Source organism: Amphritea atlantica (assembly GCF_018860855.1).
GTDB classification, from domain to species: domain Bacteria; phylum Pseudomonadota; class Gammaproteobacteria; order Pseudomonadales; family Balneatricaceae; genus Amphritea; species Amphritea atlantica_A.
On sequence record NZ_JAHKQE010000030.1, the window covers coordinates 190,662 to 212,516 of the forward strand.

Consider the following 21,855-nt stretch of genomic DNA (forward strand, 5'->3'; position numbering starts at 1 on the left):
AAGAGCTCTGCCAAACAGATCGCTTTTAAAGTGAGCTTGCCAGTAAAGCAAGGTTTTAGGTTGTGATTATGTGTAAAAGCCGGTTTCACTGGCGCTACCATATATCCTTACTGGCAAAGCGGTAATGGACAGCATGAAGATTTGGGCATATCCAAAGCTATAACAAAACCATCGTTTATCGTGGGTGTTTTGCAACGAGTGATAGTTTCTATGAGTGATCTATATAAAGGTAGTTGTTTGTGTGGCGCTGTTACTTTCGCCGTTGAGGGTTTTAGCGAGCAAGCTGCGAATTGCCATTGCACAATGTGCCGTAAGTTTCATGGTGCTGCATATGGAACATTAGTAGGCGTATCAGGGTTGAAATGGATTTCGGGTAAAGGTTACCTAAAAGAGTTTATCGCGCGAAATGGCACTGTTCGTACTTTTTGTTCTGAGTGTGGTTCAAGTTTAGGTTTTCGTGTGAAGGGGACTTTTTTAAAAGACATTGAATTGGCAATTTCAACGTTTGATAGCGATATTCCTGTTGTAATCGATGCGCATATCTTTACTGATGACAAAGCCAATTGGTGTAATTTACAAGATGATTTACTCAAGTTCAAACAAGGGCGCAAATAGGCTTAACGTTGCATAGCAAGGCGTTATGTTTACCATCAATTATTCACCGGAGGCCACTATGGCTAATATGATTTCAGGTAGTTGTTGCTGTGGGGACGTAGAATTTACGCTGGCAGATAACTTTAGTAATTTTTACTTTTGTCACTGTGAACAATGTAGAAAATTAACGGGTTCTGCACATGCCTCTAATTTATTTACATCACCTGATAATATCAATTGGGTTAAGGGTGCTGAAAAAGTAAAACGCTATGATCATCAGGAGCGTACTTTTTCTAAAGCTTTCTGTGAGAATTGTGGCTCTGGGTTACCGTTTATATCGCAAAGTGGCAAATCATTAATTGTGCCGGCAGGCAGTTTAAATGGAGAGCCATCAATAGCATTGGATGCTCAAATATTTTGCTCGGAGCAGACTGAGTGGCATCAACAGGGGTTGCAAGTAACTAAAGTACCAGGCTTTCCAGCGTAAATATAACAAACACTTACAGGAAAAACAGTGGGTTAGATTTTACTAAAAATTTTAATCCTCTGTTTTGTATGCTTAGTGTATGTTAGGTAAATATGAATTGAGTATCAATTATGTCCAAAGCTTTTGAAGATAAAAATCTTTGTAAAATAAGAACGATAACCACTTTTATATCACTGAGTGGTGATCGTCATTGTTGGAAAGAACAAATTGAAAGTGCCGCCTTTTTCTGTGGTAAATTGACATCTATCTTTCAAAAGTATGGTTATAAGGTTCAAACAAATAGAATCGTAACAAACCCTTTTGGTGAATATTTAAATACAGAGAGTATAGAAAGTGCAAGAGATGATTTAAGTTACCTTAACAATATTATTCATAACTTAAAGTCTTCTGATATACGTATAAGGTTCGCTATTGGAGAGGCTCAAACAAACCATGAAATATCACTTGTCCCCGAATTAATCAAAGAGTTTGGTGATCTATGTAATGTCTGTGTAAATGTAGGTCTCGACAAAAATGGAATACTTGATAATGAAAAAATCACAAAATCTGCTGAAGCTGTAAAGAGAATCAGTGAAATAACCCCAAGAGGGGAAGGTAATTTTAATTTCACTGTGAACTTTAACTGCGATCCGCTTATCCCATATTTTCCTGCAAGCTACCACAAAACAGAGTTAGGGAATCGTTTTGTTATTGGCTTAGAAACACCGGATTTACTTGTTAACGTCTTATCTGAAACCAATAAAATTACTCATTTTACTAATCATAATGAACAATATAATCATTACTACACTGTAATGAGTGAAGCACTTCAATATCATGTTTCTGCCATCAATAGCATTATTGATCTGGCAGATTTAGGTAACCATTTTAAATTTTCGGGGTTTGATAGTTCCGCCGCTCCATCAAAAGACTGCGAGAGTATGACGACTGTTTATGAAAAAATGGGGGTTGAGTATTTTGGCGCATCTGGGACAGTTGAAGCGTCGTCGTTATTAACAAAAGTATTTAAGTCATTGCAGGGTGTTGATTTAGTTGGTTTTTCAGGGCTCATGCTTGCATTAACAGAAGATACTGGGCTCGCGGCTGGTACACTTAAATCAAATTATGATATTCGTTCTCTATTAACCTATAGTGCAGTTTGTGGCATTGGTCTGGACACTGTTCCTATTCCTGGGGATACATCAATAGAAAAAATAAGTGCGCTTATGCGGGATACAGGAACAATGGCCTTTCGTCTAGATAAGCCGTTGACTGTTCGTTTATTTCCAGCCCCTAAACTAAATGCCGGTGATTTAACTGTTTTCGAAAGCGATGATTTATGTAACTGTGCTGTACTTGCTGTTCCTTAGGAGGGCGGTGCGGTTCGTTCCTCACCAGCACCTTACGATTATGGCGTGACAAATGTTGCTTTTGGTATGCAGTGAGCGGTGCGGTTCGTTCCTCACCGAGCGCCTTGCGATTATGGCGTGACAAATGTTGCTTTTGGTATGCGGTGAGCGGTGCGGTTCGTTCCTCACCGGGCACCCTACGGATTGGCGCGTTTTTGGCGCGGTTGGGTGCATGGATTGTCGATGAGTAGGGTGCGGTGAAGAATGAACCGCACCATGGGTATCCATTATTCACCAGAACTCTCATTACAGCTTTCATTACAACTGCCGTGCCAATATAGGTGCGGTTCGCAGGCTCACCAGCACCTTACAGCGTGACAACCCGAGCGGCCAGTGCGATTAGAACGCCACCGGTGAGGCGGTTAACCAGTCGGCTGCGTTTCTGTAGGGTTTTTAAGACTGGGCCGTGGGAGAGCAAGAGCACCATCAAGGTGTACCAGAGGCCGTCGACCAGTGCAGCCGTAGCGGTCATGATCAGATGATCAGTGGCGCTGGCATCGGGGCTGACAAATTGCGAGAACAGGGCGATAAAGAAGATTGCTAGTTTTGGGTTGAGCAATGAAATGGTCGCGCCTTCAATGCCCGCGGTAAGCACGGATACTTTTTGGCCTTTATTCACACCAAAGGCCGAGTTTTTACCGGCACGAATCGCTTTTACGCCGATCCAAGCCAGATAGGCGGCTCCCAGCCAAGTAATCACTTGAAATGCCAGTTGTGATTCGGCCACCAGAATGGCCAGTCCAGAGATGGTGGCAAAGGCCCATAAGCCTACACCGGCTGCATGGAACCAGCTAGCGGCTAAGCCGTGGCTACGACTGTTGCTGACGGTTTGTTTAAGGACGACGGCGAGGCTAGGGCCGGGCGACATCGCGCCAAGGCAGCAGATAGCAAGTAATGAGAACCAAGCAGTTAAGGTCATGGGGTGTCTCTAAAAAGGATGTGTGAAAATGACAGTTGCTTATGAATTCGGCACGATTGGTAAAATGCGCCTAAGCTGATAAGTGAATTATATTACAGCGATACGGCAGGAACCAGAGGGCGGGCTGGGCTGTGACAATTCATGTGGGGGCTTTCACCACGCTATTAAGTGTTTAGCTGTGTTGTACACTTCAATCGAGAGGTTTCAATTATGCAAAGTATCGAAACAGTTTCCCAATCTTGTCCCTACTGTGGTGAGCCGATCGTGTTATTGGTGGATTGTAGTGCCGGTGATCAGCAGTATATAGAAGACTGTCAGGTCTGCTGTAAACCGATAACCGTAGAGCTGAGACTCGAGGGTAGTGAGGCTGAGGTATGTCTTAAAACCGAAAATGAGGTATAAAAAAACGCCGCTTGAGATCATGCGGCGTTGTTGGTTGCAAGGGCAGGTTGATAGCGCCCTTGCTTCGTCTGTCGGCTTTTAGTCGATCAGGCCGTAATCATTACGCAGGATCTCGATGATTTCCGCTTTTGGATTCTCCGACAGGGGTAGCTTTTCGCCGATAATTTTTTCAGCAATACCCACATAGGTGTCAGAGACTTTTTGCAGTAGTGCAGCGGGTAGGGCGTTATCCTTTGCCAGCGCATAACGCTCTTCCATACGATCCTTGTTGATCAGGATATCGGGGTCAGGGAAGAAATTCAGTAGCTCCTGACGGAACACCTCTTTTGAGTTCTCAACGACCTTGCCTTCACGGTAAGACGGGCCGTCCCAGATACGGGAAGAGTCCGGTGTACCGACTTCATCCATATAGATCAGCTTTTCGTTGCCGGCAGCATCGGTGACATAGCCAAACTCAAATTTCGTATCAACAAATACTTGATCGATTTTTTCTAGTTCGGCACTGATAACATCAAAACCTTCTTTCAGCAGTTTTTCGTAAACCGCGATGTCATCTTTAGAACGGAAGTGGAAGGCTTCATAGTTATTGCTGATGTCGTCGCGGGTGATATTGACATCATCCACTTCAGGCACGCCAGGAATACCGCTGAGAATACCTTTGGTCGATGGGGTAATCAGCAGTTCAGGCAGTTTTTGATCTTTCTGTAGATCATCGGCAATTTGAATACCGCAGAACTCCCGTTCACCTTTGGCGTATGAGCGCCACATAGAACCGGTAATATACTGACGGCAGATCGCTTCAATCATGACCGGTTTGGCTTTCTGTACAATCCAAACAAACGGGTGTGGGATATCCAGAATGTGGCTGTCAGCTAAATCGTTCTCACGGAACAGTTTGAACCAGTGATTGGAGATGGCATTCAGCGCCGCACCTTTACCGGGCACCCCATTCATACCGCCTTCACCATGCCAGATGCATTCGAAGGCTGAGATACGATCGCTGATAACCATAATGGCCAATGGCGCATCGGCGGCCACATCGTAGCCTTTCTCTTGAATCAGACGGCGACTATCGGCTTCGGTCAACCAGTAAACGGAACGTACTTTTCCACTGTGTACCGGTAGGTCGGTACGAATCGGCAGATCATTATTTACTGCCAAAACCTTATCAGCAAGACTCATTGCACTTTGTCCTGTATCTCAAAAATAGGTTAATAATAACGTTCCAGAACCACAGCGTAAGCCTGAAAGGGTGGCAGTGCAGAGCTGGCATCATAACAGCGCCGAACGCTTATTTTTTCTGCCAGATTCTGGAACAAGGATATTACACAGATTTGTAATATCCCGCTACATTTAGCCGAGCGGATTTTCTGCTCTTATGACTAGCCATTGGCTTTTGCAGAGGAACGCTAATTTAATGAATGTGTGAAGTATCTCCTGTTATACTGCTTCGCTTAAATTGACAGGGTAATGCCGTGACTGATTCTACATCTGATGCTTTTGCCTCTGCTGAGGCTACGTTCTATCAAGTGAACCCTAGTGCGCGCTGGTTTGTGCTAGCGAGTATCTGTATCACGTTGTTTATTGTGCCGTTGTCGATGTCCGGCGTGAATATGGCATTGCCCGCTATTGCTGATGCATTGCATGCTGATGCAGTCTGGTTGAGTTGGATTCCGACGGCAACACTGTGGGGCAGCATTGTTTTATTACTACCTGCAGGTAGGGTCGCTGATACGGTTGGCCGTAAGCCGATCTTCCTGTTAGGACTGTTAGGTTTTTCGTTGGCATCGTTATTGGTGTTTGTGGTGCAGTCGATTGAAATATTACTGGTTGTGCGCGTGTTGCAGGGGCTGTTCAGTAGCCTTGTTTTCGCTACAGCGATGGCCATTATCGCTACGGTGTTTAGTGATAATAACCGCGGCTCGGCGCTGGGGTTGACCGCCACTTCGGTTTATCTGGGCCTTACCTGTGGGCCTCTGATCGGTGGTTGGTTGACTGAACATCTCGGCTGGCAGAGTGTTTTTTGGGGGCCTGTGATACTAGCCCTGGTCGCTATTGTGTTGGCGATCATCTATATCAGGAATGATGTCCAGTCAGGTAAGGCGGCTCAGCCACTTGATTGGGTCGGTTCGTTACTCTTTGTTGCTCTGTCAACACTGTTGCTCTTTGGTCTATCGGGTTTACCAGATCTGTATAACCTGTTGATGCTGATTGCGGGCGTTATGTTGCTCTTTGTGTTTGTGCGTTATGAGAATCGCTGCAAATTTCCGTTGGTGCGCTTTAGTTTACTGGCGAGTAATCGGGTGATGAGTCGTTCGTTGATGGCCAGCTTTATGATGTATGCGGCACACTATCCGGTACTGTTTCTATTGAGCCTCTATTTGCAATATCTGCAGGGGCTTTCACCCAGTGAAGCTGGCCAGTTGATCCTATTGCAGGCACTGATTATGGCGGTACTGGCGCCGATTGCTGGGCGTCTCTCTGATCACTACGAGCCGCGCTTGATCGCCACGGTAGGTTGTCTATTCTTTGCGTCGGGCTTTGCTGTATTAATATTTCTTGAATCAGACAGCTCCCTTAACCATGTGATTGTATCTCTTTCATTATTGGGGATCGGGTTTGGCCTGTTCTCAACCCCTAATAACAATGCGGCTCTTGGCTCGGTACCGAAAGAGCGTTTAAGTATTGCCTCGGCCTTGCTCAATCTCTCGCGTACTAGCGGCAATATGTTCAGCATGGCAATTATTATGTTGTTAATGAGCCAGCTCTTGGATAGTGATCAGATACGTCCAGAGCGTTATCCAGATCTCCTTGTGGTAGTGAAATTAGGCTTTGCCAGTGCCTGTCTCTATAGCGTTTTGGCGGCATGGTTTTCCTATAGCCGGGGTAAGGTAACCCGTTAGCTTAGTCTACGTGTATAAGGATAAGAGAGTTAACGGGCTAAGGTTTGTTAACGCTTTTATTTGATCCGCCGTTGTAAGCCTTTCTGGGCAATAATGCGGGTAGCAATCTCTTCGATAGAGAAATGTGTGGTGTTGATAAAGGGGATCTGTTGTTGTCGAAACATCCGCTCGACATTGCGCACTTCATCTTCACATTGATCGAGAGAGGCGTAGCGACTGTTGGCGCGGCGTTCATGGCGAATCGAGGCCAGTTGAAAGGGATCGATGGTTAAGCCGAAGAGCTTATCTTTAAAGGGCTCCAAGGCGTCAGGTAAGGTGGTGCGGTTTAGGTCATCATCGGTTAATGGATAGTTGGCCGCCCGAATACCAAATTGCAGTGCCATGTAGAGACAAGAAGGGGTTTTTCCGCAACGGGAGACGCCGATTAAGATAATGTCTGCTTTATCGTAGTGCTGTGTTTTGCCACCATCATCATTTGCCATCGCAAAGTTGACCGACTCAATACGATCCATGTAGGTATTTACTTCGTTGATCGAATGAGACTTGCCGACGCTATAAGAGGAGGGGCTGCCGAGTTCGAGTTCGAGTGGTTTAAGAAAGGCCGAGAATACATCGATCTTGTAGGCAGTACTGGTTGAGATCACGTCGCGAATAGCTTCATCGACTACCGTATCGAACACAATTGGCCGATAACCATCGTCTTTACCTGCTTGGTCGATGGTAACTACCGCGTCTACGGCCTTATCAATACTGTCGATATAGGGCAGCGTCACTTTATTAAACTGAATTGAACCAAACTGCGCCAGTAGGCTATTACCGAGAGCTTCGGCAGTGATGCCTGTGCCATCCGAGATAAAAAAAGCGGTTCGTTTCATATGTTTAAACTGTCCTGTGTCATCGAATTGTATCGTCGGAGGGTTATTATTACGGCATTGGCGCGTACTGTATAGCAAACTATTGTCTAAATCAGGAAGTTGCTCAACACACTGAACTTACGTGCAGAATTACAGTATGATTAGGCCCATAAAAGAATATTAAGGAGTGTACGGTTTTGCAGGAATATATCGTTCGTCTAGATCAAGTGGGTATGGATGACATTGACCAAGTAGGTGGCAAAAACGCTTCACTGGGCGAGATGATCACCGAGCTATCCGGCGTTGGCGTTAAAGTGCCCGGTGGCTTTGCTACCACGGCGACTGCATTCCGAGATTTCTTAAAGCATAACCAGCTGGATCAACGGATCAGTGATCTGTTGGCTCAGCTTGATCCTGAAGACGTTAATGCCTTAGCGGTCACCGGCAAACAGGTACGTCAGTGGATACTCGATACGCCCTTTCCTGAGACGCTGGATAAAGCGATCGAACAAGCGTTTGTCGAGATGGGTGGGGATGACGATCAGGCGGTGGCGATTCGTTCATCGGCCACCGCTGAAGATCTACCTGACGCTTCATTTGCGGGTCAGCAGGAAACCTTTCTTAATATCCGTGGATTAGACAATATCAAAGGCGCTATCCATGAGGTGTTTGCCTCGTTATATAACGATCGCGCGATCTCTTACCGTGTGCATCACGGGTTTGAACATCATGATGTTGCCCTGTCAGCCGCTATTCAGCGCATGGTGCGCAGTGAAACCGGCGCCAGTGGTGTGATGTTTACCCTAGACACGGAATCAGGCTTTAAGCATGTGGTGTTTATCACCTCAGCTTATGGCTTGGGCGAAACCGTTGTACAGGGCGCTGTGAATCCGGATGAGTTCTATGTCTATAAACCCACCTTACGACAGGGGGCCCCGGCGATTTTACGTCGTAACTTAGGCACCAAAGCGATCAAAATGGTGTACGGCAAAGAGGGGACGACTGCGAGTGCGGTGGAAACGGTTGCTGTCCCTGTTGCGCAGCGTTTGCAGTTCTCCATCAACGATGATGATGTGCAGAAATTGGCCGAGATCGCCATGACGATTGAGCAGCATTATGGCCGTCCTATGGATATTGAGTGGGCTAAAGATGGCGATGATGGCGAGCTTTATATTGTTCAAGCGCGCCCTGAAACAGTCAAAAGCCGAGATAAGACGGCCGTTATTGAACGTTACTTACTGAAAGAAACAGGCAAGGTGTTGCTCGAAGGGCGTTCTATTGGCCACCGTATTGGTAGTGGGCCGGTGAGAATTGTCGAAAGTCTGAGTGATATGGATAAGATTCAACCGGGAGATGTGCTGGTCACCGATATGACCGACCCAGATTGGGAGCCGGTGATGAAACGTTCCTCAGCCATTATTACCAACCGAGGCGGGCGCACATGCCATGCGGCAATTATCGCTCGTGAACTGGGTATTCCGGCGATTGTCGGCTGTGGTGATGCGACAGAACGGTTACATGATGGTCAGGAGGTGACCGTTTCCTGTGCAGAAGGGGATACTGGGCGTGCCTATGAAGGGCATCTGGATTTTGAACATCAGACCAACAAAGTCGACTCAATGCCGCCACTGCCACTCGATATTATGATGAACGTCGGCAACCCAGACCGCGCCTTTGATTTTCAGGCGTTACCGAACGCCGGTGTAGGCTTAGCGCGGCTCGAATTTATTATTAACCGCATGATTGGTATTCACCCGAAAGCATTGATTGAGTTTGATCAACAGGATGAAGGGATTAAGAAAACGATTGCGCGGCGTATTGCCGGCTATGAAAGCCCAATCGAATTTTATGTAGCAAAGCTGGTGGAGGGAATTTCAACACTCGCCGCCGCTTTCTATCCGAAGAAAGTCATTGTGCGGATGTCGGATTTTAAGTCCAATGAATATGGTCACCTGATTGGTGGTGACGCTTATGAGGCTCACGAAGAGAACCCCATGCTTGGTTTTCGGGGGGCTAGTCGTTATATCTCTGAATCCTTCCGGCAGTGCTTTGAGTTGGAATGTCGGGCACTGAAATATGTGCGTGATGTGATGAAACTCACCAATATTGAAGTGATGATTCCCTTTGTGCGCACCGTTGGTGAAGCCCGTCAGGTGGTTGAATTGCTGGCTGAAAATGGCTTAGTGCGAGGCGAGAATGGTTTGCGGGTGATCATGATGTGTGAGATCCCGTCGAATGCACTGTTGGCTGATCAATTCCTCGAATACTTTGATGGTTTCTCTATTGGATCAAACGATCTAACTCAACTGACACTTGGGTTGGATAGGGATTCCGGTGTGATTGCGCATCTGTTTGATGAACGTAATGACGCAGTACGTAAGTTGCTGGAAATGGCGATTCAAGCGTGTCGAGCACAGGGAAAATACGTCGGTATCTGTGGTCAGGGGCCATCGGATCATCCTGATTTAGCTAACTGGCTAATGGAACAGGGGATTAACTCGGTTTCCTTAAACCCCGATACGGTACTGGAAACGTGGTTTTTCCTTGCGAATGAAGATAATAAATCACTTTGATTTTATACCGTTATCTTCGCGGTTGCCGTACATGCTCCCACTGACTGAACACTGATGCAGCTCAATCGTTTTATACAGATCAACACCCCCTTTAGTCGGCGGCATGTGAAATGCTTGCTGGCGGAGGGGCGGGTGAGAGTGGCAGGCCATATTGCAACGGATGCTAACCTAGAAGTGGATCGCTTTGTTCGGATAGAGCTCGATGACCAGCTATTACAGGAGTCTAAAAGCTGTTATCTGATGTTGCATAAGCCTGCCGGTGTTGTGAGTGCCACGGAGCATACAGAACATCAAACGGTGATTGACTTAATACCGCCTACATTGCGACAGGGGCTGCACCTAGCGGGTCGGCTCGACTTAAAAACGACAGGATTGTTGCTGCTAACCAATGATGGCCATTGGTCGCGGCGCATTACTCAGCCGACTTCGAAAATAGCCAAAGTGTATCGAGTGACGACCCAAGATGCAGTGGCCGCGAATACCGCTGAGGTGTTTCGGCAGGGAATCTACTTTGGTTATGAGGACATTACCACTCAACCCGCTGAACTTGAGCGCATAGACAGTCACCACTCCCGCTTGACCCTCTACGAAGGGCGCTATCATCAGGTAAAACGAATGTTTGGTTATTTCAACAATGAGGTGACTGAATTACACCGAGAGCAGATCGGTGGACTAACCCTTGATGCGCAACTGCCGCCGGGTGCATTTCGGCCACTCACTGATGACGAAATAGCACTTTTCTAAGTATTAAGCTTAAGCACACATACGGATGCCTTTTGATCTGAAACCTTGGTTAATCTTTTTAATCATCAAGGCTAAATATCAAAATTAAACCTCAAGATAATGCCGGCTTACTAGTTGCACTTATAGTTGCGATTATAGTTGCGCTTGTTGGATGTTCTTATTTGCTGTTCTTATTTGATTTACATATGCGTGCTGCTATTTGATTTTATTTGGCTATGACTCCAGATCATCAGTATGACAAGTAATCCTGCCAACGATCCCACTATATGCGCCGCTGGATAAGTTGGCCAAGTGCTTTGACTCAGCAGTGCATGTTGACTGAACTGTTCCCAGATAAGTTTACCTAGACAGATAATGAGCGGTATCCAACCGTTAACAGAAGGCTGTTTGCGGGCAAAGATCACAAGGCTGATCGTTAGTGGCGTAAATAACATACCTGATAATCCGGCATAGCGACTGATGCTCGTACTAGGTGACATTAGATGGGTGTCTAGCAAGACCAAGGCTGTTAGCAGTGCTGCCAATAACAGTTTACGAGAATGTAATTCTAAGTAACCGGCGGCGAGCGCAAATGCCAAGAGATCCCACTGGAGATGACTCAAGGACGTGTGGCTGAGGTGTCCACTAACTAGACGCCAGAGCTGTCCCTGTTGAATGAGTTGTTGATCAAAGTAGCTGAGTTCAAATAGGGGTAGGCTCAAGCTTAAAGGGAGCGAGATTAGAATAATAACGAGCGTAATGAAGGGAAGCCTAAAGCCTCCCGCAAAGGCGGGAGACTTTATTCGATTAAGGTTTGGGTTGACGCGGAAGTCGTTCATGGTCGTCTCAAGATTGTCTGCGATTTTGACGGTTACGATAGTGAACTAGCAAGAGTGTACCGATTAACAACAGTATCCAGTGACCGATAGCACCTGAACCTGAACTAGATCCCCCCAGAGATGCCCTTGACTGAGATGGGTTAAACATCGGTTTTTGAGTGTCTGCACGCTGGCTAACGACCGGTTGTTGTAAGCGTTGCTGACGGGCCTGTTGTTCGTTTTGGGTGCGCTGCTGATTATTACGCTCTATGTTGAGTTGTTTAAATACTTCATCTCTGACAACCAGCATAGAGGTGTAATTGGTGACTAGATCATACTGGATCGCGAGATCGGTAATCGCCTGAATACTATCGGCATTAGCATCTTCGCTATCACCGAGATAATCCATGTTGGCCTGAATATTTTCGATACTAGCAAACGCCCAGATTCGCTCAAGTTCTGGGTGTATACTGCTTTCAGCATCATGTTGCGGCAGTGTGACTTCAGTGCTGTATTTTCGTGTTTCACTGCCCACGTCTGCAGTGAGTGTGACTTTAACGGGTCCTGGGGTACGGTAATGTCCCAGCACCGTCAATTGCTCCCCACGATAGAGAGAGCCGATCTGATCCGGTGTTAGGTCGGTCACTCGGCCGCCATCAATGGTCAATTTCACATTGCGTAGAGCCTGATGAGTCATTTTGCTGGTGGCTAACATGAGCTGGCCGACAATATCGTCTGCGTTGGATACGCTGATGGCAAATCCGTTAGAGACCTCGGTCATACTGTTGAGTAATGGGCGGTTAGCGCTGTTGCCCATGACAAAGGTGAAGAGTCGGAGATCGGCTTTTTCCATTAGATCCAGAAAGCGTTTCTTCTCGGTTACACCTAAATTGGCGACCCCATCGGTAACCAGAATCATGGCGGTACTGCGATCCGTATCAATGTTCTTTAAACCTAAGGATAAGCCAGAATAGAGGTTGGTGCCGTTGGTCGGTTGGTATTGTGCCAATTGATCCAGTAGCGGGTTGATAATCTCCGGTTTGGCCAGTTGGAAGCCTTGAGAAAAATCGTTGGCGGCGTTGTTAAACAGGACGATTTTAAAACGGTCTTCAGGGCGAAGTTTAGCGAGGCCTTGGCGCACACCGTCGATCAGCGTGCTGTATTTTCCCTGCATAGAGCCCGATACGTCTAAGACAAACACCCAATCACGACCGCCTTGTAGCGTGCCTAGATCATCGCCGGGTGTCAGCGTCATCATGAAGGTGCCGGGGGCGTCAGCGGATGCTTTATAACCCATCAGGTCGAGACTTCCGGGCAGGTTTTCACTGTGACGCCAATAAACCACGATATCTTTATCTAAACTGGCTGCTGGGATGATACTTGCGGTTTGGTTTTGCTCAATGATTGGGCTTTCGATTGTTGCCGTAGAGCTTGTTTTCGTTTGTACCGATTGGTTAGATTGATTGGCTAGGCTGATTTGCCATTGTTGCGGGTTAAGCTGCTGTATCCCTGCTTGTGAGTGTTGGGGTAGACGTATCGAATCGATCGGATAACCCGATGCGAGCGTCATGTTAAAACTGAATTTTTCATCGACGGTTTCGTTACGGCTCCAGAATGCATTTTTTTGTTCATCGACACCGCCATCTTCGAGAGGGTAGACATAACGACCAACACCGGAATCGACATGGGCAGGTTGAATATAGACGAGCTTGATGCGCACATCACCGTTGGGTTGTACCGGTGTGACATTAATATCAAAGGTCTTATAGCTGTCTTGTTCGACAAGAGCCGCTTCCCGTCCGGCTTGCTTTTCCTGTTCATAGATCTCACGGGCTTGTTGTTTTTTAATGACTTCACCAGAGATCGGTTTACCATCAATCCAATAGGTAAACTCACCTACGGCAGCGTGATCCGGTACAGGGAAGCTATAGATCGCTTCTAAGGCTTGGTTGGAGGGATTATGAAAAACCTGTTCAATGCTGGTGACGGCATAGCTGTGTTCCAGTACCACATTGACGTGGTGTTCTTTAATCGTCAGGTCGGGCAGATTTGATTGAATGGGCTTGAGTAGTCCGGCGGCCTCGATGGATGGGGTGACACCCAGGGTGAGTGCGGCACTCAGGGCTAGGGCGCTGGAAAATAGTTTACTGTTCATATCGATCCTCTTAATCCTTTTGACTGAATCTAAACGGCGGATGTCAGTGCGTTGAAGTCAGAGCGATCATGTCGTGAGTAGCATTTTATAAGTAGCAAAAGGCTTGAGGTATCACATAATGATACCTTGGGTTGAGTTAGGCGTGTTGTATGGGGAACAGGCGCGGTGGGGTTTATGCTTTGCGATAGTGTTTAAACAAGCTGTACTGCCACTGCCGTATCGCGATTACCATGGTGTTGCCGTGTTTCTGATCCATCGGCAGGGGATAGTCATCCCGAATCAGGCTATTAAACTCTTCGGCGATCCGCTCCATTTTTTTCTGCATGGCCAGATTAGCCTCAGGGGTGAGTACACCGTTGAGCACGATTAACTTTTCGTGCTTTTTATCAAACCGAGACTGAAAGAAATCCTGCTCGACCTTTTGCTGGAAAAATTGTTGAATCGGCCCATTGGGCAGCCAAGTAAAATTGGGATCGATTAACAGCTTAATACGGTTGTTGGGCTGTAGTTCGATAAACCGTAGGCGGTCGAGCTGTGCGAGTTTGCGGATACAGTCGTGTTCACTGATATCGTAATGGTCAATGATATCCTTAAAACCAAAACCATTAATCACACTGACCGCGATGAGTAGTAGTTCAAGATCGGAGGCGATCTCTTGTTCTTGTTCTCGGGTGAGCTGTGTCAGCCGCTGCTGTTCCTGTGCCATTAGTTTAAATAGGCCGGTGAGTTCTAGCCCAGCAAGGTCGGCAATAATCTCGAGTCGTTGCAGGGTGAAGTTCTGCTCTGAGAATAGCCGTTTCACCGAGGCCTCACTGAGTTGCAACGCATCGGCCACATCAATATACGTTTTCCCCTGAGCCTTTAACTGCTTTTTAAGAGTTTGAACCAATGCTGCTGCCTGCGCCATAAAGCTGCCTTTCATTCCATAAATGTCGGATATGGTGGTGTTTTAGCATAAAAAAATGCTGAAATCTGCCCTTTGAAATTCTTTAAGTATTAGATAATGATATTTATACCGTTATCTATTGTTGGTTTTATTAATGACTGAAATAGATTAAATTAACCCTGTTACACAGGTGATACCTCGTCATTTACTGATAAAAATAAGGATGCACATGCCCTATAAAATCCCAACCTCATTGACTAGCGAGCGCTTAACACTGACTAAAACGACCATTGAAGATTGGCCCGCGCTGCATCACTTTTACAAAGATGAAGAATCTACTCGCTATACCACCGGTCGCCCTTTAAGCGAAGGGGAGAGCTGGCGTATCGTGGCTGCGTTGATTGGCCATTGGGAGATTCACGGTTATGGCCCTTATACGGTAAAGCTTAAAGACAACGAAACGGTTATTGGGCTGGTGGGTCTTTGGTATCCCGGTGACTGGCCTGAGCCGGAAATTATGTGGTCGTTAATTCCCGGATTTAGCGGTCAGGGGTATGCTGCGGAAGCCGCTTTAGCCGTGCGCGCCTTGGCAGCGACTTATCTACCCGAGCTGCACCTGATCAGTCTGATTTACGAGCAAAACTTCGCCTCGCGCAAACTTGCGTTAGCGGTGGGTGCCACACTCGAACGTAAGTTTATCTTTCGCGATAAAGAGGCGTTGATCTATCGGCACCCTTTACCGCTGAATGCGGGTCAATACGATACCGGTCAAAATGCCGATTAAGGCAAATAAGCTACTCGGTGGCACCGTATCACCCAGAATCAGTGTGCCGGCGAAATAGGCTACCACGGGGATTAAGAAGTTACAGTTGGATAAAAAGCTCGGCCCAGCTCGGTTAACGACGATGAAGTAGACGATCGAGGCAATCCCGGCCGGCATTAAACCGAGCCACAGCAACGAAAAGATCGCGCTGGGTGTCGCTAGCAATAAGATCTCATGAATAATACTTTGGCCATTGTAGATCACAAAGGGCAGTACCAACACCGATGCACAGATCATCATCCCCGCACCGCCAATTAACGGATTAAAGGTGGGCAGCAATCTGATCAACACGGTATTGATGGCATAGCAACTGGCCGCGGCGAGAATTGCCAACGCGCCTAATAAATCGATGCTACCCGCGCCAAAGGGGTTAAGCAGTATGGTTACGCAACTAAAGGCGACTAGAAACCCCAAGAGTTTATAGCGGTTTAGCTGTTCACCGGCGACAAAGTAATGAGCGATCAGCATGGTCACGAATGGCATCACTGACATTAATACACCGGTGCTGGCCGAGGTGACTGAACGCTGTCCCCAAGTAATCAGTATAAAGGGCAGGGCACTGCCAAATAAGCCAAGTAGCATAAAACTGCCCCAACTCTTTGCATCTCGCGGCAGTCGTAGGCCTCGAGAATAGGCAAATAGAACAATCACGATCGCCCCTAGGCCGATCCGCGCGATGGTGATGGCCAGTGCGGAAAGTCCGCCTTGTAGGGCGATGGAGGTCACCATAAAGGAGGTGCCCCAGGTGATGACGAGAAAGCCAAGTAGAAGCCAGTTAATGAGTTGTGGAGTAAGCACTATATTTGTCTGTCGTTGCTAACGGGAAAGCGCGCTAGTTTATACTACTCTCAAGGCTAAAGCTGCTAGCCGGCCATTAGCGATGCTTGCTGGGCTGCTTGATAGTATGTTGATGAGTAAAAAATAGGATTTTTGTTCGCTCGGTGAGGCTCAACTTTGTTAAGCTCAGGCGCATGTCGCTTTTATCGATTAAGCGCTAAAGCGTAAGGATATTTATGAAGCAGTATATGATGATTAGCGGCGTAATAGTGCTGGTAGCGATGGCTATTGTAACGGGATATTTTGCCCTGCAAGGCATGAAATCTCGTGAGCAAACGCCACCCGGTTTGGTGAATGGTGCACTAACGGTTTGCCCAGTAAAGCCCAATGCCGTGTGTAGTTCAGCACAAACGGATAAGGCACATTACATTGCGCCGCTCCACGGGGCGGATTTAACCTCTGTCGCTATTATTATTGAGCGCTTAGGTGGGCGGATTATCAGCCAGGATAGCGATTATCTGGCGGCAGAATTTAGCTCGTCACTGTTCGGCTTTGTCGATGATCTTGAGCTATTATTGGATCGTTCTGCGGCGGTGATTCATGTGCGCGCGGCATCTCGGGTGGGCTATTCAGATATGGGCGTGAACCGGCAGCGGGTTGAAATGTTACGCCAACGCTTGGAGCAGCAGCAATGAGCCGGAGCAACAAAATCGACTACCTCGCGGGTTATTCGCCTGAACTGCAACAGCAAGCAGGTCAATTGATCGATACCGGTAAATTGCCGGATTATCTCCGCAAGCGTTATCAGGGTAAGCATTCGGTGGCATCCTCTAAAGCACTGTATCAATACACGCTCGCGTTGAAAAACACCCACCTGAAAAAATCAGCCCCTATCAGCAAAGTAGAGTATGACGACCGTATCGATGTGATACACAATGCACTGGGTCTGCATACTCATATTTCACGGGTTCAGGGCAATAAGCTGCGGGCTAAAAAAGAGATACGTATCGCCTCGTTATTTAAACAGACTCCTGAGCCTTTTTTGCGCATGATCGTGGTGCACGAGTTGGCGCATATTCGTGAGAAAGAACATAACCGCGCTTTTTATAACCTCTGTCAGTATATGGAGCCGGACTATCATCAATTGGAACTGGATCTGCGGCTCTATCTGACCTGCCTTGAGCTGTTTGGGCCGGTTTATTAAGGTTTATATCCGCGTTGCCGGCTCTTATCATCCTATATCTGCTATCAATGATAGAGACAGTGTCAGCCGACGATCTATTTAATAGTTCTATTTAATGATCATCTTTAATGAAGAAACAGGTCTATTTTAATCGCCGACTAAAGGTCCACCATGGCTGACTTACAACTCTATCAATATGTACTGATTGGTTTGCTGTTTATCTGGAGCGGTTTTATTCGTTCGGGACTAGGCTTTGGCGGCTCGGTGCTAACCTTACCCTTTCTCTTATTGATCATTGATGACCCACTGATTTTTCTGCCGCTTATTGGTGTTCATCTGATGGTTTTTTCATTATTGATCACTTGGCAAAGTCAGCGGCGTACGCAACGGGCGGCGATTGAGCAACAACAAAGTGCTTCTACCATCGATTGGCGGTATTTACGCTATGCCATGATGATCATGATTATCCCTAAAATGATCGGCATTCTTGGTTTGTTGACACTGCCGGGTCCACTGATGAGTGGCATCATCTATTTGATTGTTATCGCCTATGCCATAAGTTATGCATTCAATCGGCCTTTTAAGAGTAATAGCAGGGGGCTGGATATCCTGTTTTTAGTGCTCGGTGGTTATGTTAGCGGGACATCACTGATTGGTGCGCCTTTAATTGCGGCGGTTTTTGCCGCCCACGTTAGTCGTGAAAAACTAAGGGATACGCTGTTTGTCCTCTGGTTTATTCTGGTACTGATCAAGCTAGGCTCTTTTGTGATTGCAGGGGTGGATTTACAACTGATTCACCATATCTGGTTATTACCCTGTGCCTATATTGGCCATCTTTTTGGACAGCAGGTACATAATAAGCTGATGAGTGCTGATACTCGGGTTTTTTACCGGGTGTTGGGTACGGTACTCATCCTAGTCAGTAGCTTAGGACTCGTGCGTATCATGATGTAAGGGCGCGATAGGCATTGCGCGCTGTTGTCATTAAATTGCGGGGATATGCCATTTTTCCCAGTGAGGCGACGGGGTAGAGTGGTCAATTTAGAGGGGGTAATATGGGCATTTGGAAAACAGAGATGAGCATTGAGGCGTTACAGTCCTTTATGAAGAACACCTTGGTTGATCATCTTGGCATTGAAATTACTGAGATCGGCGATGATTTTATTTGCGCATCGATGCCGGTCGATAGTCGTACCCATCAACCGATGGGGCTGCTTCACGGTGGCGCGTCGGTGGTGTTAGCAGAAACCCTTGGCAGCATGGCGGCTCAATTAGCAGCTGAGCCGGGACATCATTGTGTGGGGCTTGAAATCAATGCCAATCACCTATCAGGCATTCGTTCAGGTTTTGTTTATGGCACCGCGTCTCCCATCCATATTGGCCGCTCGACACAGGTTTGGGATATCCGTATTGTTGATGAAAATGGCAAGGGTGTCTGCGCCTCTCGGTTAACGATGGCCGTTTTACAAAACTAGTACAAAATTTAACCTTAAATTGTCTTTAAAAGGGTATAAGTGGTCTATTTTGGGTGATAGACTGGCGAACTAACAAACCGGCTTATTTGCCGGTTTTTTTTATTTTTTTTAACCTAAATTTCAGCTGTTTAATAAGCCAGTTGAAGAGAGAAGCTTCGTGCGTAAAACCCTATTATCATTAATCGCCTTGTTTAGTAGCTGCATTATTCTTTACTTGGGTGTTGGTCTAATGAATATTCTGGTGCCATCAAGGATGGGACTCGAAGGCATATCGACAGACACTATAGGTCTAGTGCTCTCCATGTATTTTGTGGGGATGTTCGCGGGTGCCATTTACAGTAAGCAGTTAGTTAAACGGGTTGGCCATATTCGGGTATTTGCCGGTTGCCTTGCTATCGAAGCGATCTGTATTTTGAGTTTTACGCTGGATACCAATGCGATGCTTTGGGGGGTGTTAAGGGTTGTGCTTGGCTTTAGTCATGCGAGTCTATTAACCGCCATGGAAAGCTGGCTCAGTGACACGGCAACCGAAGAGACCCGTGGTAAAATGCTGGCCGTCTACAACGCCTGTATTATGACCGGTTTGTTTTGTGGGCAGTTCTTGATGGGGGTGGCTGATCCTTCTGATAGCACGCTGTTTGTTTTGGTGGGTATTCTTTTCTGTCTAGCGACGCTGCCGGTCTTATTTAGTAGTTCCAAAGGGCCCATTATTGAAACCGTCGCGTCGATGTCGATCATCTCTTTATTTCGGATTTCACCCCTGGGTGTGGTGACCTGCTTAACATCTGGCGCGGTGTATTCGGCGTTGTTTAACCTGTTGCCAGTATTTGCTGCTGAATACCACATCACGGGTTTTCAACTATCGCTATTCATGGGTTGCGCCGTCTTGGGGGCGTTTTTGTTGCAGTTCCCCGTAGGAATGTTATCGGATCGGTTAGACCGTCGATCAGTTTTACTAGGATTGTTACTGGTCTCTTCCTTGCTGGCAATTGCGATTGTGCCTTTGGCCGCGATGGAAATGAGATTGGCACTCTTTATTATCTGCGGTGTGACCTCGGGTATTGTTGCCTGTTACTACCCGCTGAGTGTGGCGGAAGCCTTCGATAAGCTGAAAAAAACTGAAATGGTCGCGGCCATGGGTAGTATGATCTTAGCGTTTGGTCTTGGCGGCGCTATCGGTCCCTATAGCGCTTCGTTAGTGATGGAAGCCTATGGTAGTGCGAGTCTTTTTTACTGTATTGCGCTGACGCAGACGCTCTTGGCGGGGTTCACTCTGTACCGTATGACCGTCAGAAAGGCATTGCCGGTGGCGGATCAGGAAGACTTTGTTATGCAAAGTGAAGCGCTGTCAACCACGGTTCATCTTGATCCACGGATGGAATACAGTGAGCCTGAAGCGAAGTTAAGTTCTGAGGCGGAACTGGCGATGGTTATCGCAGAATCTGATCCTGCCGCCGCGGTAAGAATGGCCCAAGCATTAACCAAGAAGAACCCTGAAAAAGGTACCGAAGTGGCCGCAGCCGTGGCGAAGGTTCCGGGTATTGACGTAATACGCCTGTATGAGGTGATGAAGGAGGCTGCGCCTTCTGATATTTTGGACATCACTCAAGCGATTGTTAAAGCGAAGCCAGAACTGGCGGCAGATCTTGTGGCTCGGTTGGCTGAATGGTATCCCCAGCAGGTGGTTCCGGTGGCGATCGAAGTGGGTCGGGTGTTTCCGGATAAACGTATCGAGATGGCGCGGATTGCGGTGGACTCGGCGCCGGAGTCGGCGACTCAGGTGGCAGAATATTATGCCCGTTTGATTGCCGAAGAGCGTGAATCGATTCGTCCGGCGGATAGGGAAGACGACACCAGTGAGTCAGATGCTCTGAATATGGCGACCGAACTCTGGGAAGCTAATCCTGATCAGGCGCTGGATATCGCGGTGACCATGGCCGAATCTGTTCCTGAAACGGCGGTCGCGATGACTGAAGAATATATGGCGGGATATGAGCCTGAGTCGGCCAATGATACTGGGGAAACATCAGCGCAATCATCAACCAGCGATACAAGTGATGATGGTGATGAAAGTGAATATCAGGATGCGATTGAGTGGGTGTCTCGGATATCAGAAGCGGCACCTGAACAAGCCATGGATGTGGCGGCAACTGTTGTTGAAGCGGTGCCTGAATCGATGTATGAGGTCACTGAGGAGTACCTCTCAGCGGCAGACGATACCGATGAAACCGACAACACGGACGATACTGAGCAGAGCGAAGCACCGACTGAAGATGAGCCTGATGCCGATGTTGATAGTGACGAAGAAGCGCATCAGAAAGCGATTGAATGGTTAACGCGGATGTCTGAGCTATCACCTGAGACATCATTAAATCTGGCGGTGAAAATTGTCGAGGCCGTGCCGGAAAGTGCGCAGTATGTCGCCGCAGAAGTTGCTCGATTGCTACATGAGAGTTATCAGGAAGAGGATACCAGTGTCAGTGATGATTCAACCAGTGAGGTTGATGATGCGGTCGAACTGGTGAACCGACTGAGTGAAGTCGCGCCGGAAAATGCCGAAGAAGTAGCCGTTGCTGTGCTTGAAACGATTCCTGAAGCGGCGTCCGATGTGGTGGATGCTATTAGTTCGGGTGATGAATCCCGTGAAGGAGAATGGGTTAATTCGATCGATAAACATAGTGATAGTCCGAGTCCCAGTCCCTAATATGAGGATTGGCTATTAACTGAAGACGGTTAATTAGATGACTGAACAATAGGGCTCATTAGTAGGGCTTATTAGTAGAGCTTATTTGTAGGCTTAATCGAGAGTTGAACGCTAGCAGGTAGCGGTAGGCTGTTGAACAGAAAGAGGATCAACCGGCGGGTAAATAACCCTTAGGTTGATCCTCTTTTTTT

20 protein-coding genes are annotated in these 21,855 nt (G+C 47.2%); 13 read left to right on the forward strand and 7 right to left on the reverse strand.

Annotated elements, in window-relative coordinates:
* Positions 1 to 210 precede the first annotated feature (210 nt).
* The 3 genes from KO512_RS14200 to KO512_RS14210 all read left to right on the forward strand — a co-directional run bounded on the left by KO512_RS14200 (position 211) and on the right by KO512_RS14210 (position 2,430).
* The gene (locus KO512_RS14200) at positions 211 to 615 is read left to right on the forward strand and encodes a GFA family protein (protein WP_215953009.1); all 405 of its coding nucleotides are present in this window, start codon (positions 211 to 213) and stop codon (positions 613 to 615) included.
* Between the two features lie 58 nt (positions 616 to 673).
* Positions 674 to 1,081, forward strand: coding sequence for a GFA family protein (locus tag KO512_RS14205; protein ID WP_252735027.1), 408 nt, complete (start codon positions 674 to 676; stop codon positions 1,079 to 1,081).
* 110 nt (positions 1,082 to 1,191) lie between these two features.
* Positions 1,192 to 2,430: a DUF711 family protein gene (locus tag KO512_RS14210; protein ID WP_215953010.1), complete on the forward strand. Its 1,239-nt coding sequence runs from the start codon at positions 1,192 to 1,194 to the stop codon at positions 2,428 to 2,430.
* A gap of 346 nt (positions 2,431 to 2,776) precedes the next feature.
* Here the strand turns inward: KO512_RS14210 and KO512_RS14215 are convergent, their stop codons facing one another.
* A complete protein-coding gene (locus KO512_RS14215; protein WP_215953011.1) occupies positions 2,777 to 3,388 on the reverse strand; it encodes a LysE family translocator in 612 nt (203 codons plus the stop codon).
* A gap of 210 nt (positions 3,389 to 3,598) precedes the next feature.
* Between KO512_RS14215 and KO512_RS14220 the strand changes: the two genes are divergently transcribed.
* Positions 3,599 to 3,790, forward strand: a complete 192-nt coding sequence (locus KO512_RS14220; protein WP_215953012.1) for a CPXCG motif-containing cysteine-rich protein — start codon at positions 3,599 to 3,601, stop codon at positions 3,788 to 3,790.
* Between the two features lie 78 nt (positions 3,791 to 3,868).
* Here the strand turns inward: KO512_RS14220 and KO512_RS14225 are convergent, their stop codons facing one another.
* Positions 3,869 to 4,972 carry a phosphoribosylaminoimidazolesuccinocarboxamide synthase gene (locus KO512_RS14225; protein ID WP_215953013.1) on the reverse strand — a complete coding sequence of 368 codons (1,104 nt, stop codon included), beginning with the start codon at positions 4,970 to 4,972 and terminating at the stop codon, positions 3,869 to 3,871.
* A gap of 293 nt (positions 4,973 to 5,265) precedes the next feature.
* Between KO512_RS14225 and KO512_RS14230 the strand changes: the two genes are divergently transcribed.
* The gene (locus KO512_RS14230) at positions 5,266 to 6,693 is read left to right on the forward strand and encodes an MFS transporter (RefSeq protein WP_215953014.1); all 1,428 of its coding nucleotides are present in this window, start codon (positions 5,266 to 5,268) and stop codon (positions 6,691 to 6,693) included.
* 56 nt (positions 6,694 to 6,749) lie between these two features.
* Here the strand turns inward: KO512_RS14230 and ppsR are convergent, their stop codons facing one another.
* Positions 6,750 to 7,568, reverse strand: a complete 819-nt coding sequence (gene ppsR, locus KO512_RS14235; RefSeq protein ID WP_215953015.1) for a posphoenolpyruvate synthetase regulatory kinase/phosphorylase PpsR — start codon at positions 7,566 to 7,568, stop codon at positions 6,750 to 6,752.
* A 176-nt stretch (positions 7,569 to 7,744) separates the two neighbouring features.
* Between ppsR and ppsA the strand changes: the two genes are divergently transcribed.
* On the forward strand, positions 7,745 to 10,120 hold the full coding sequence (ppsA, locus tag KO512_RS14240; protein ID WP_215953016.1) for a phosphoenolpyruvate synthase: 2,376 nt from the start codon (positions 7,745 to 7,747) through the stop codon (positions 10,118 to 10,120).
* A gap of 54 nt (positions 10,121 to 10,174) precedes the next feature.
* A complete protein-coding gene (locus KO512_RS14245) occupies positions 10,175 to 10,864 on the forward strand; it encodes a 16S rRNA pseudouridine(516) synthase (protein ID WP_215953017.1) in 690 nt (229 codons plus the stop codon).
* Between the two features lie 179 nt (positions 10,865 to 11,043).
* Here the strand turns inward: KO512_RS14245 and rrtA are convergent, their stop codons facing one another.
* The 3 genes from rrtA to KO512_RS14260 all read right to left on the reverse strand — a co-directional run bounded on the left by rrtA (position 11,044) and on the right by KO512_RS14260 (position 14,723).
* The gene (rrtA, locus tag KO512_RS14250; protein WP_215953018.1) at positions 11,044 to 11,682 is read right to left on the reverse strand and encodes a rhombosortase; all 639 of its coding nucleotides are present in this window, start codon (positions 11,680 to 11,682) and stop codon (positions 11,044 to 11,046) included.
* A 7-nt stretch (positions 11,683 to 11,689) separates the two neighbouring features.
* Positions 11,690 to 13,816, reverse strand: coding sequence for a VIT and vWA domain-containing protein (locus KO512_RS14255; RefSeq protein WP_215953019.1), 2,127 nt, complete (start codon positions 13,814 to 13,816; stop codon positions 11,690 to 11,692).
* 172 nt (positions 13,817 to 13,988) lie between these two features.
* A complete protein-coding gene (locus tag KO512_RS14260; RefSeq protein ID WP_215953020.1) occupies positions 13,989 to 14,723 on the reverse strand; it encodes an XRE family transcriptional regulator in 735 nt (244 codons plus the stop codon).
* A 208-nt stretch (positions 14,724 to 14,931) separates the two neighbouring features.
* Between KO512_RS14260 and KO512_RS14265 the strand changes: the two genes are divergently transcribed.
* Positions 14,932 to 15,486, forward strand: a complete 555-nt coding sequence (locus KO512_RS14265) for a GNAT family N-acetyltransferase (protein WP_215953021.1) — start codon at positions 14,932 to 14,934, stop codon at positions 15,484 to 15,486.
* Here KO512_RS14265 and KO512_RS20510 read toward each other — a convergent pair.
* Positions 15,439 to 16,323, reverse strand: a complete 885-nt coding sequence (locus KO512_RS20510) for a DMT family transporter (RefSeq protein ID WP_303492327.1) — start codon at positions 16,321 to 16,323, stop codon at positions 15,439 to 15,441. The two genes, KO512_RS14265 and KO512_RS20510, sit on opposite strands and share 48 nt — an antisense overlap.
* Before the next feature lie 215 nt (positions 16,324 to 16,538).
* Between KO512_RS20510 and KO512_RS14275 the strand changes: the two genes are divergently transcribed.
* The 5 genes from KO512_RS14275 to KO512_RS14295 all read left to right on the forward strand — a co-directional run bounded on the left by KO512_RS14275 (position 16,539) and on the right by KO512_RS14295 (position 21,664).
* Positions 16,539 to 16,997, forward strand: coding sequence for a DUF1499 domain-containing protein (locus tag KO512_RS14275; protein WP_215953022.1), 459 nt, complete (start codon positions 16,539 to 16,541; stop codon positions 16,995 to 16,997).
* Positions 16,994 to 17,506, forward strand: a complete 513-nt coding sequence (locus tag KO512_RS14280; protein WP_215953023.1) for a M48 metallopeptidase family protein — start codon at positions 16,994 to 16,996, stop codon at positions 17,504 to 17,506. Before KO512_RS14275 ends, KO512_RS14280 begins: the two co-directional genes overlap by 4 nt.
* 150 nt (positions 17,507 to 17,656) lie before the next feature.
* Complete coding sequence (locus KO512_RS14285; protein WP_215953024.1) at positions 17,657 to 18,439, forward strand: TSUP family transporter; 783 nt, start codon at positions 17,657 to 17,659, stop codon at positions 18,437 to 18,439.
* 101 nt (positions 18,440 to 18,540) lie between these two features.
* Complete coding sequence (locus KO512_RS14290; protein ID WP_215953025.1) at positions 18,541 to 18,960, forward strand: hotdog fold thioesterase; 420 nt, start codon at positions 18,541 to 18,543, stop codon at positions 18,958 to 18,960.
* Positions 18,961 to 19,117: 157 nt separating this feature from the next.
* Positions 19,118 to 21,664, forward strand: coding sequence for an MFS transporter (locus KO512_RS14295; RefSeq protein WP_215953026.1), 2,547 nt, complete (start codon positions 19,118 to 19,120; stop codon positions 21,662 to 21,664).
* The last annotated feature ends 191 nt before the right edge of the window (positions 21,665 to 21,855 follow it).

Excerpts from the sequence above, each read along its gene's own strand:
- KO512_RS14200 (WP_215953009.1), top strand. The coding sequence starts at position 211 with ATGAGTGATCTATATAAAGGTAGTTGTTTGTGTGGCGCTGTTACTTTC.
- KO512_RS14205 (WP_252735027.1), top strand. The coding sequence starts at position 674 with ATGGCTAATATGATTTCAGGTAGTTGTTGCTGTGGGGACGTAGAATTT.
- KO512_RS14210 (WP_215953010.1), top strand. The coding sequence starts at position 1,192 with ATGTCCAAAGCTTTTGAAGATAAAAATCTTTGTAAAATAAGAACGATA.
- KO512_RS14215 (WP_215953011.1), bottom strand. The coding sequence starts at position 3,388 with ATGACCTTAACTGCTTGGTTCTCATTACTTGCTATCTGCTGCCTTGGC.
- KO512_RS14220 (WP_215953012.1), top strand. The coding sequence starts at position 3,599 with ATGCAAAGTATCGAAACAGTTTCCCAATCTTGTCCCTACTGTGGTGAG.
- KO512_RS14225 (WP_215953013.1), bottom strand. The coding sequence starts at position 4,972 with ATGAGTCTTGCTGATAAGGTTTTGGCAGTAAATAATGATCTGCCGATT.
- ppsR (WP_215953015.1), bottom strand. The coding sequence starts at position 7,568 with ATGAAACGAACCGCTTTTTTTATCTCGGATGGCACAGGCATCACTGCC.
- KO512_RS14245 (WP_215953017.1), top strand. The coding sequence starts at position 10,175 with ATGCAGCTCAATCGTTTTATACAGATCAACACCCCCTTTAGTCGGCGG.
- rrtA (WP_215953018.1), bottom strand. The coding sequence starts at position 11,682 with ATGAACGACTTCCGCGTCAACCCAAACCTTAATCGAATAAAGTCTCCC.
- KO512_RS14255 (WP_215953019.1), bottom strand. The coding sequence starts at position 13,816 with ATGAACAGTAAACTATTTTCCAGCGCCCTAGCCCTGAGTGCCGCACTC.
- KO512_RS14260 (WP_215953020.1), bottom strand. The coding sequence starts at position 14,723 with ATGGCGCAGGCAGCAGCATTGGTTCAAACTCTTAAAAAGCAGTTAAAG.
- KO512_RS14265 (WP_215953021.1), top strand. The coding sequence starts at position 14,932 with ATGCCCTATAAAATCCCAACCTCATTGACTAGCGAGCGCTTAACACTG.
- KO512_RS14275 (WP_215953022.1), top strand. The coding sequence starts at position 16,539 with ATGAAGCAGTATATGATGATTAGCGGCGTAATAGTGCTGGTAGCGATG.
- KO512_RS14280 (WP_215953023.1), top strand. The coding sequence starts at position 16,994 with ATGAGCCGGAGCAACAAAATCGACTACCTCGCGGGTTATTCGCCTGAA.
- KO512_RS14285 (WP_215953024.1), top strand. The coding sequence starts at position 17,657 with ATGGCTGACTTACAACTCTATCAATATGTACTGATTGGTTTGCTGTTT.
- KO512_RS14290 (WP_215953025.1), top strand. The coding sequence starts at position 18,541 with ATGGGCATTTGGAAAACAGAGATGAGCATTGAGGCGTTACAGTCCTTT.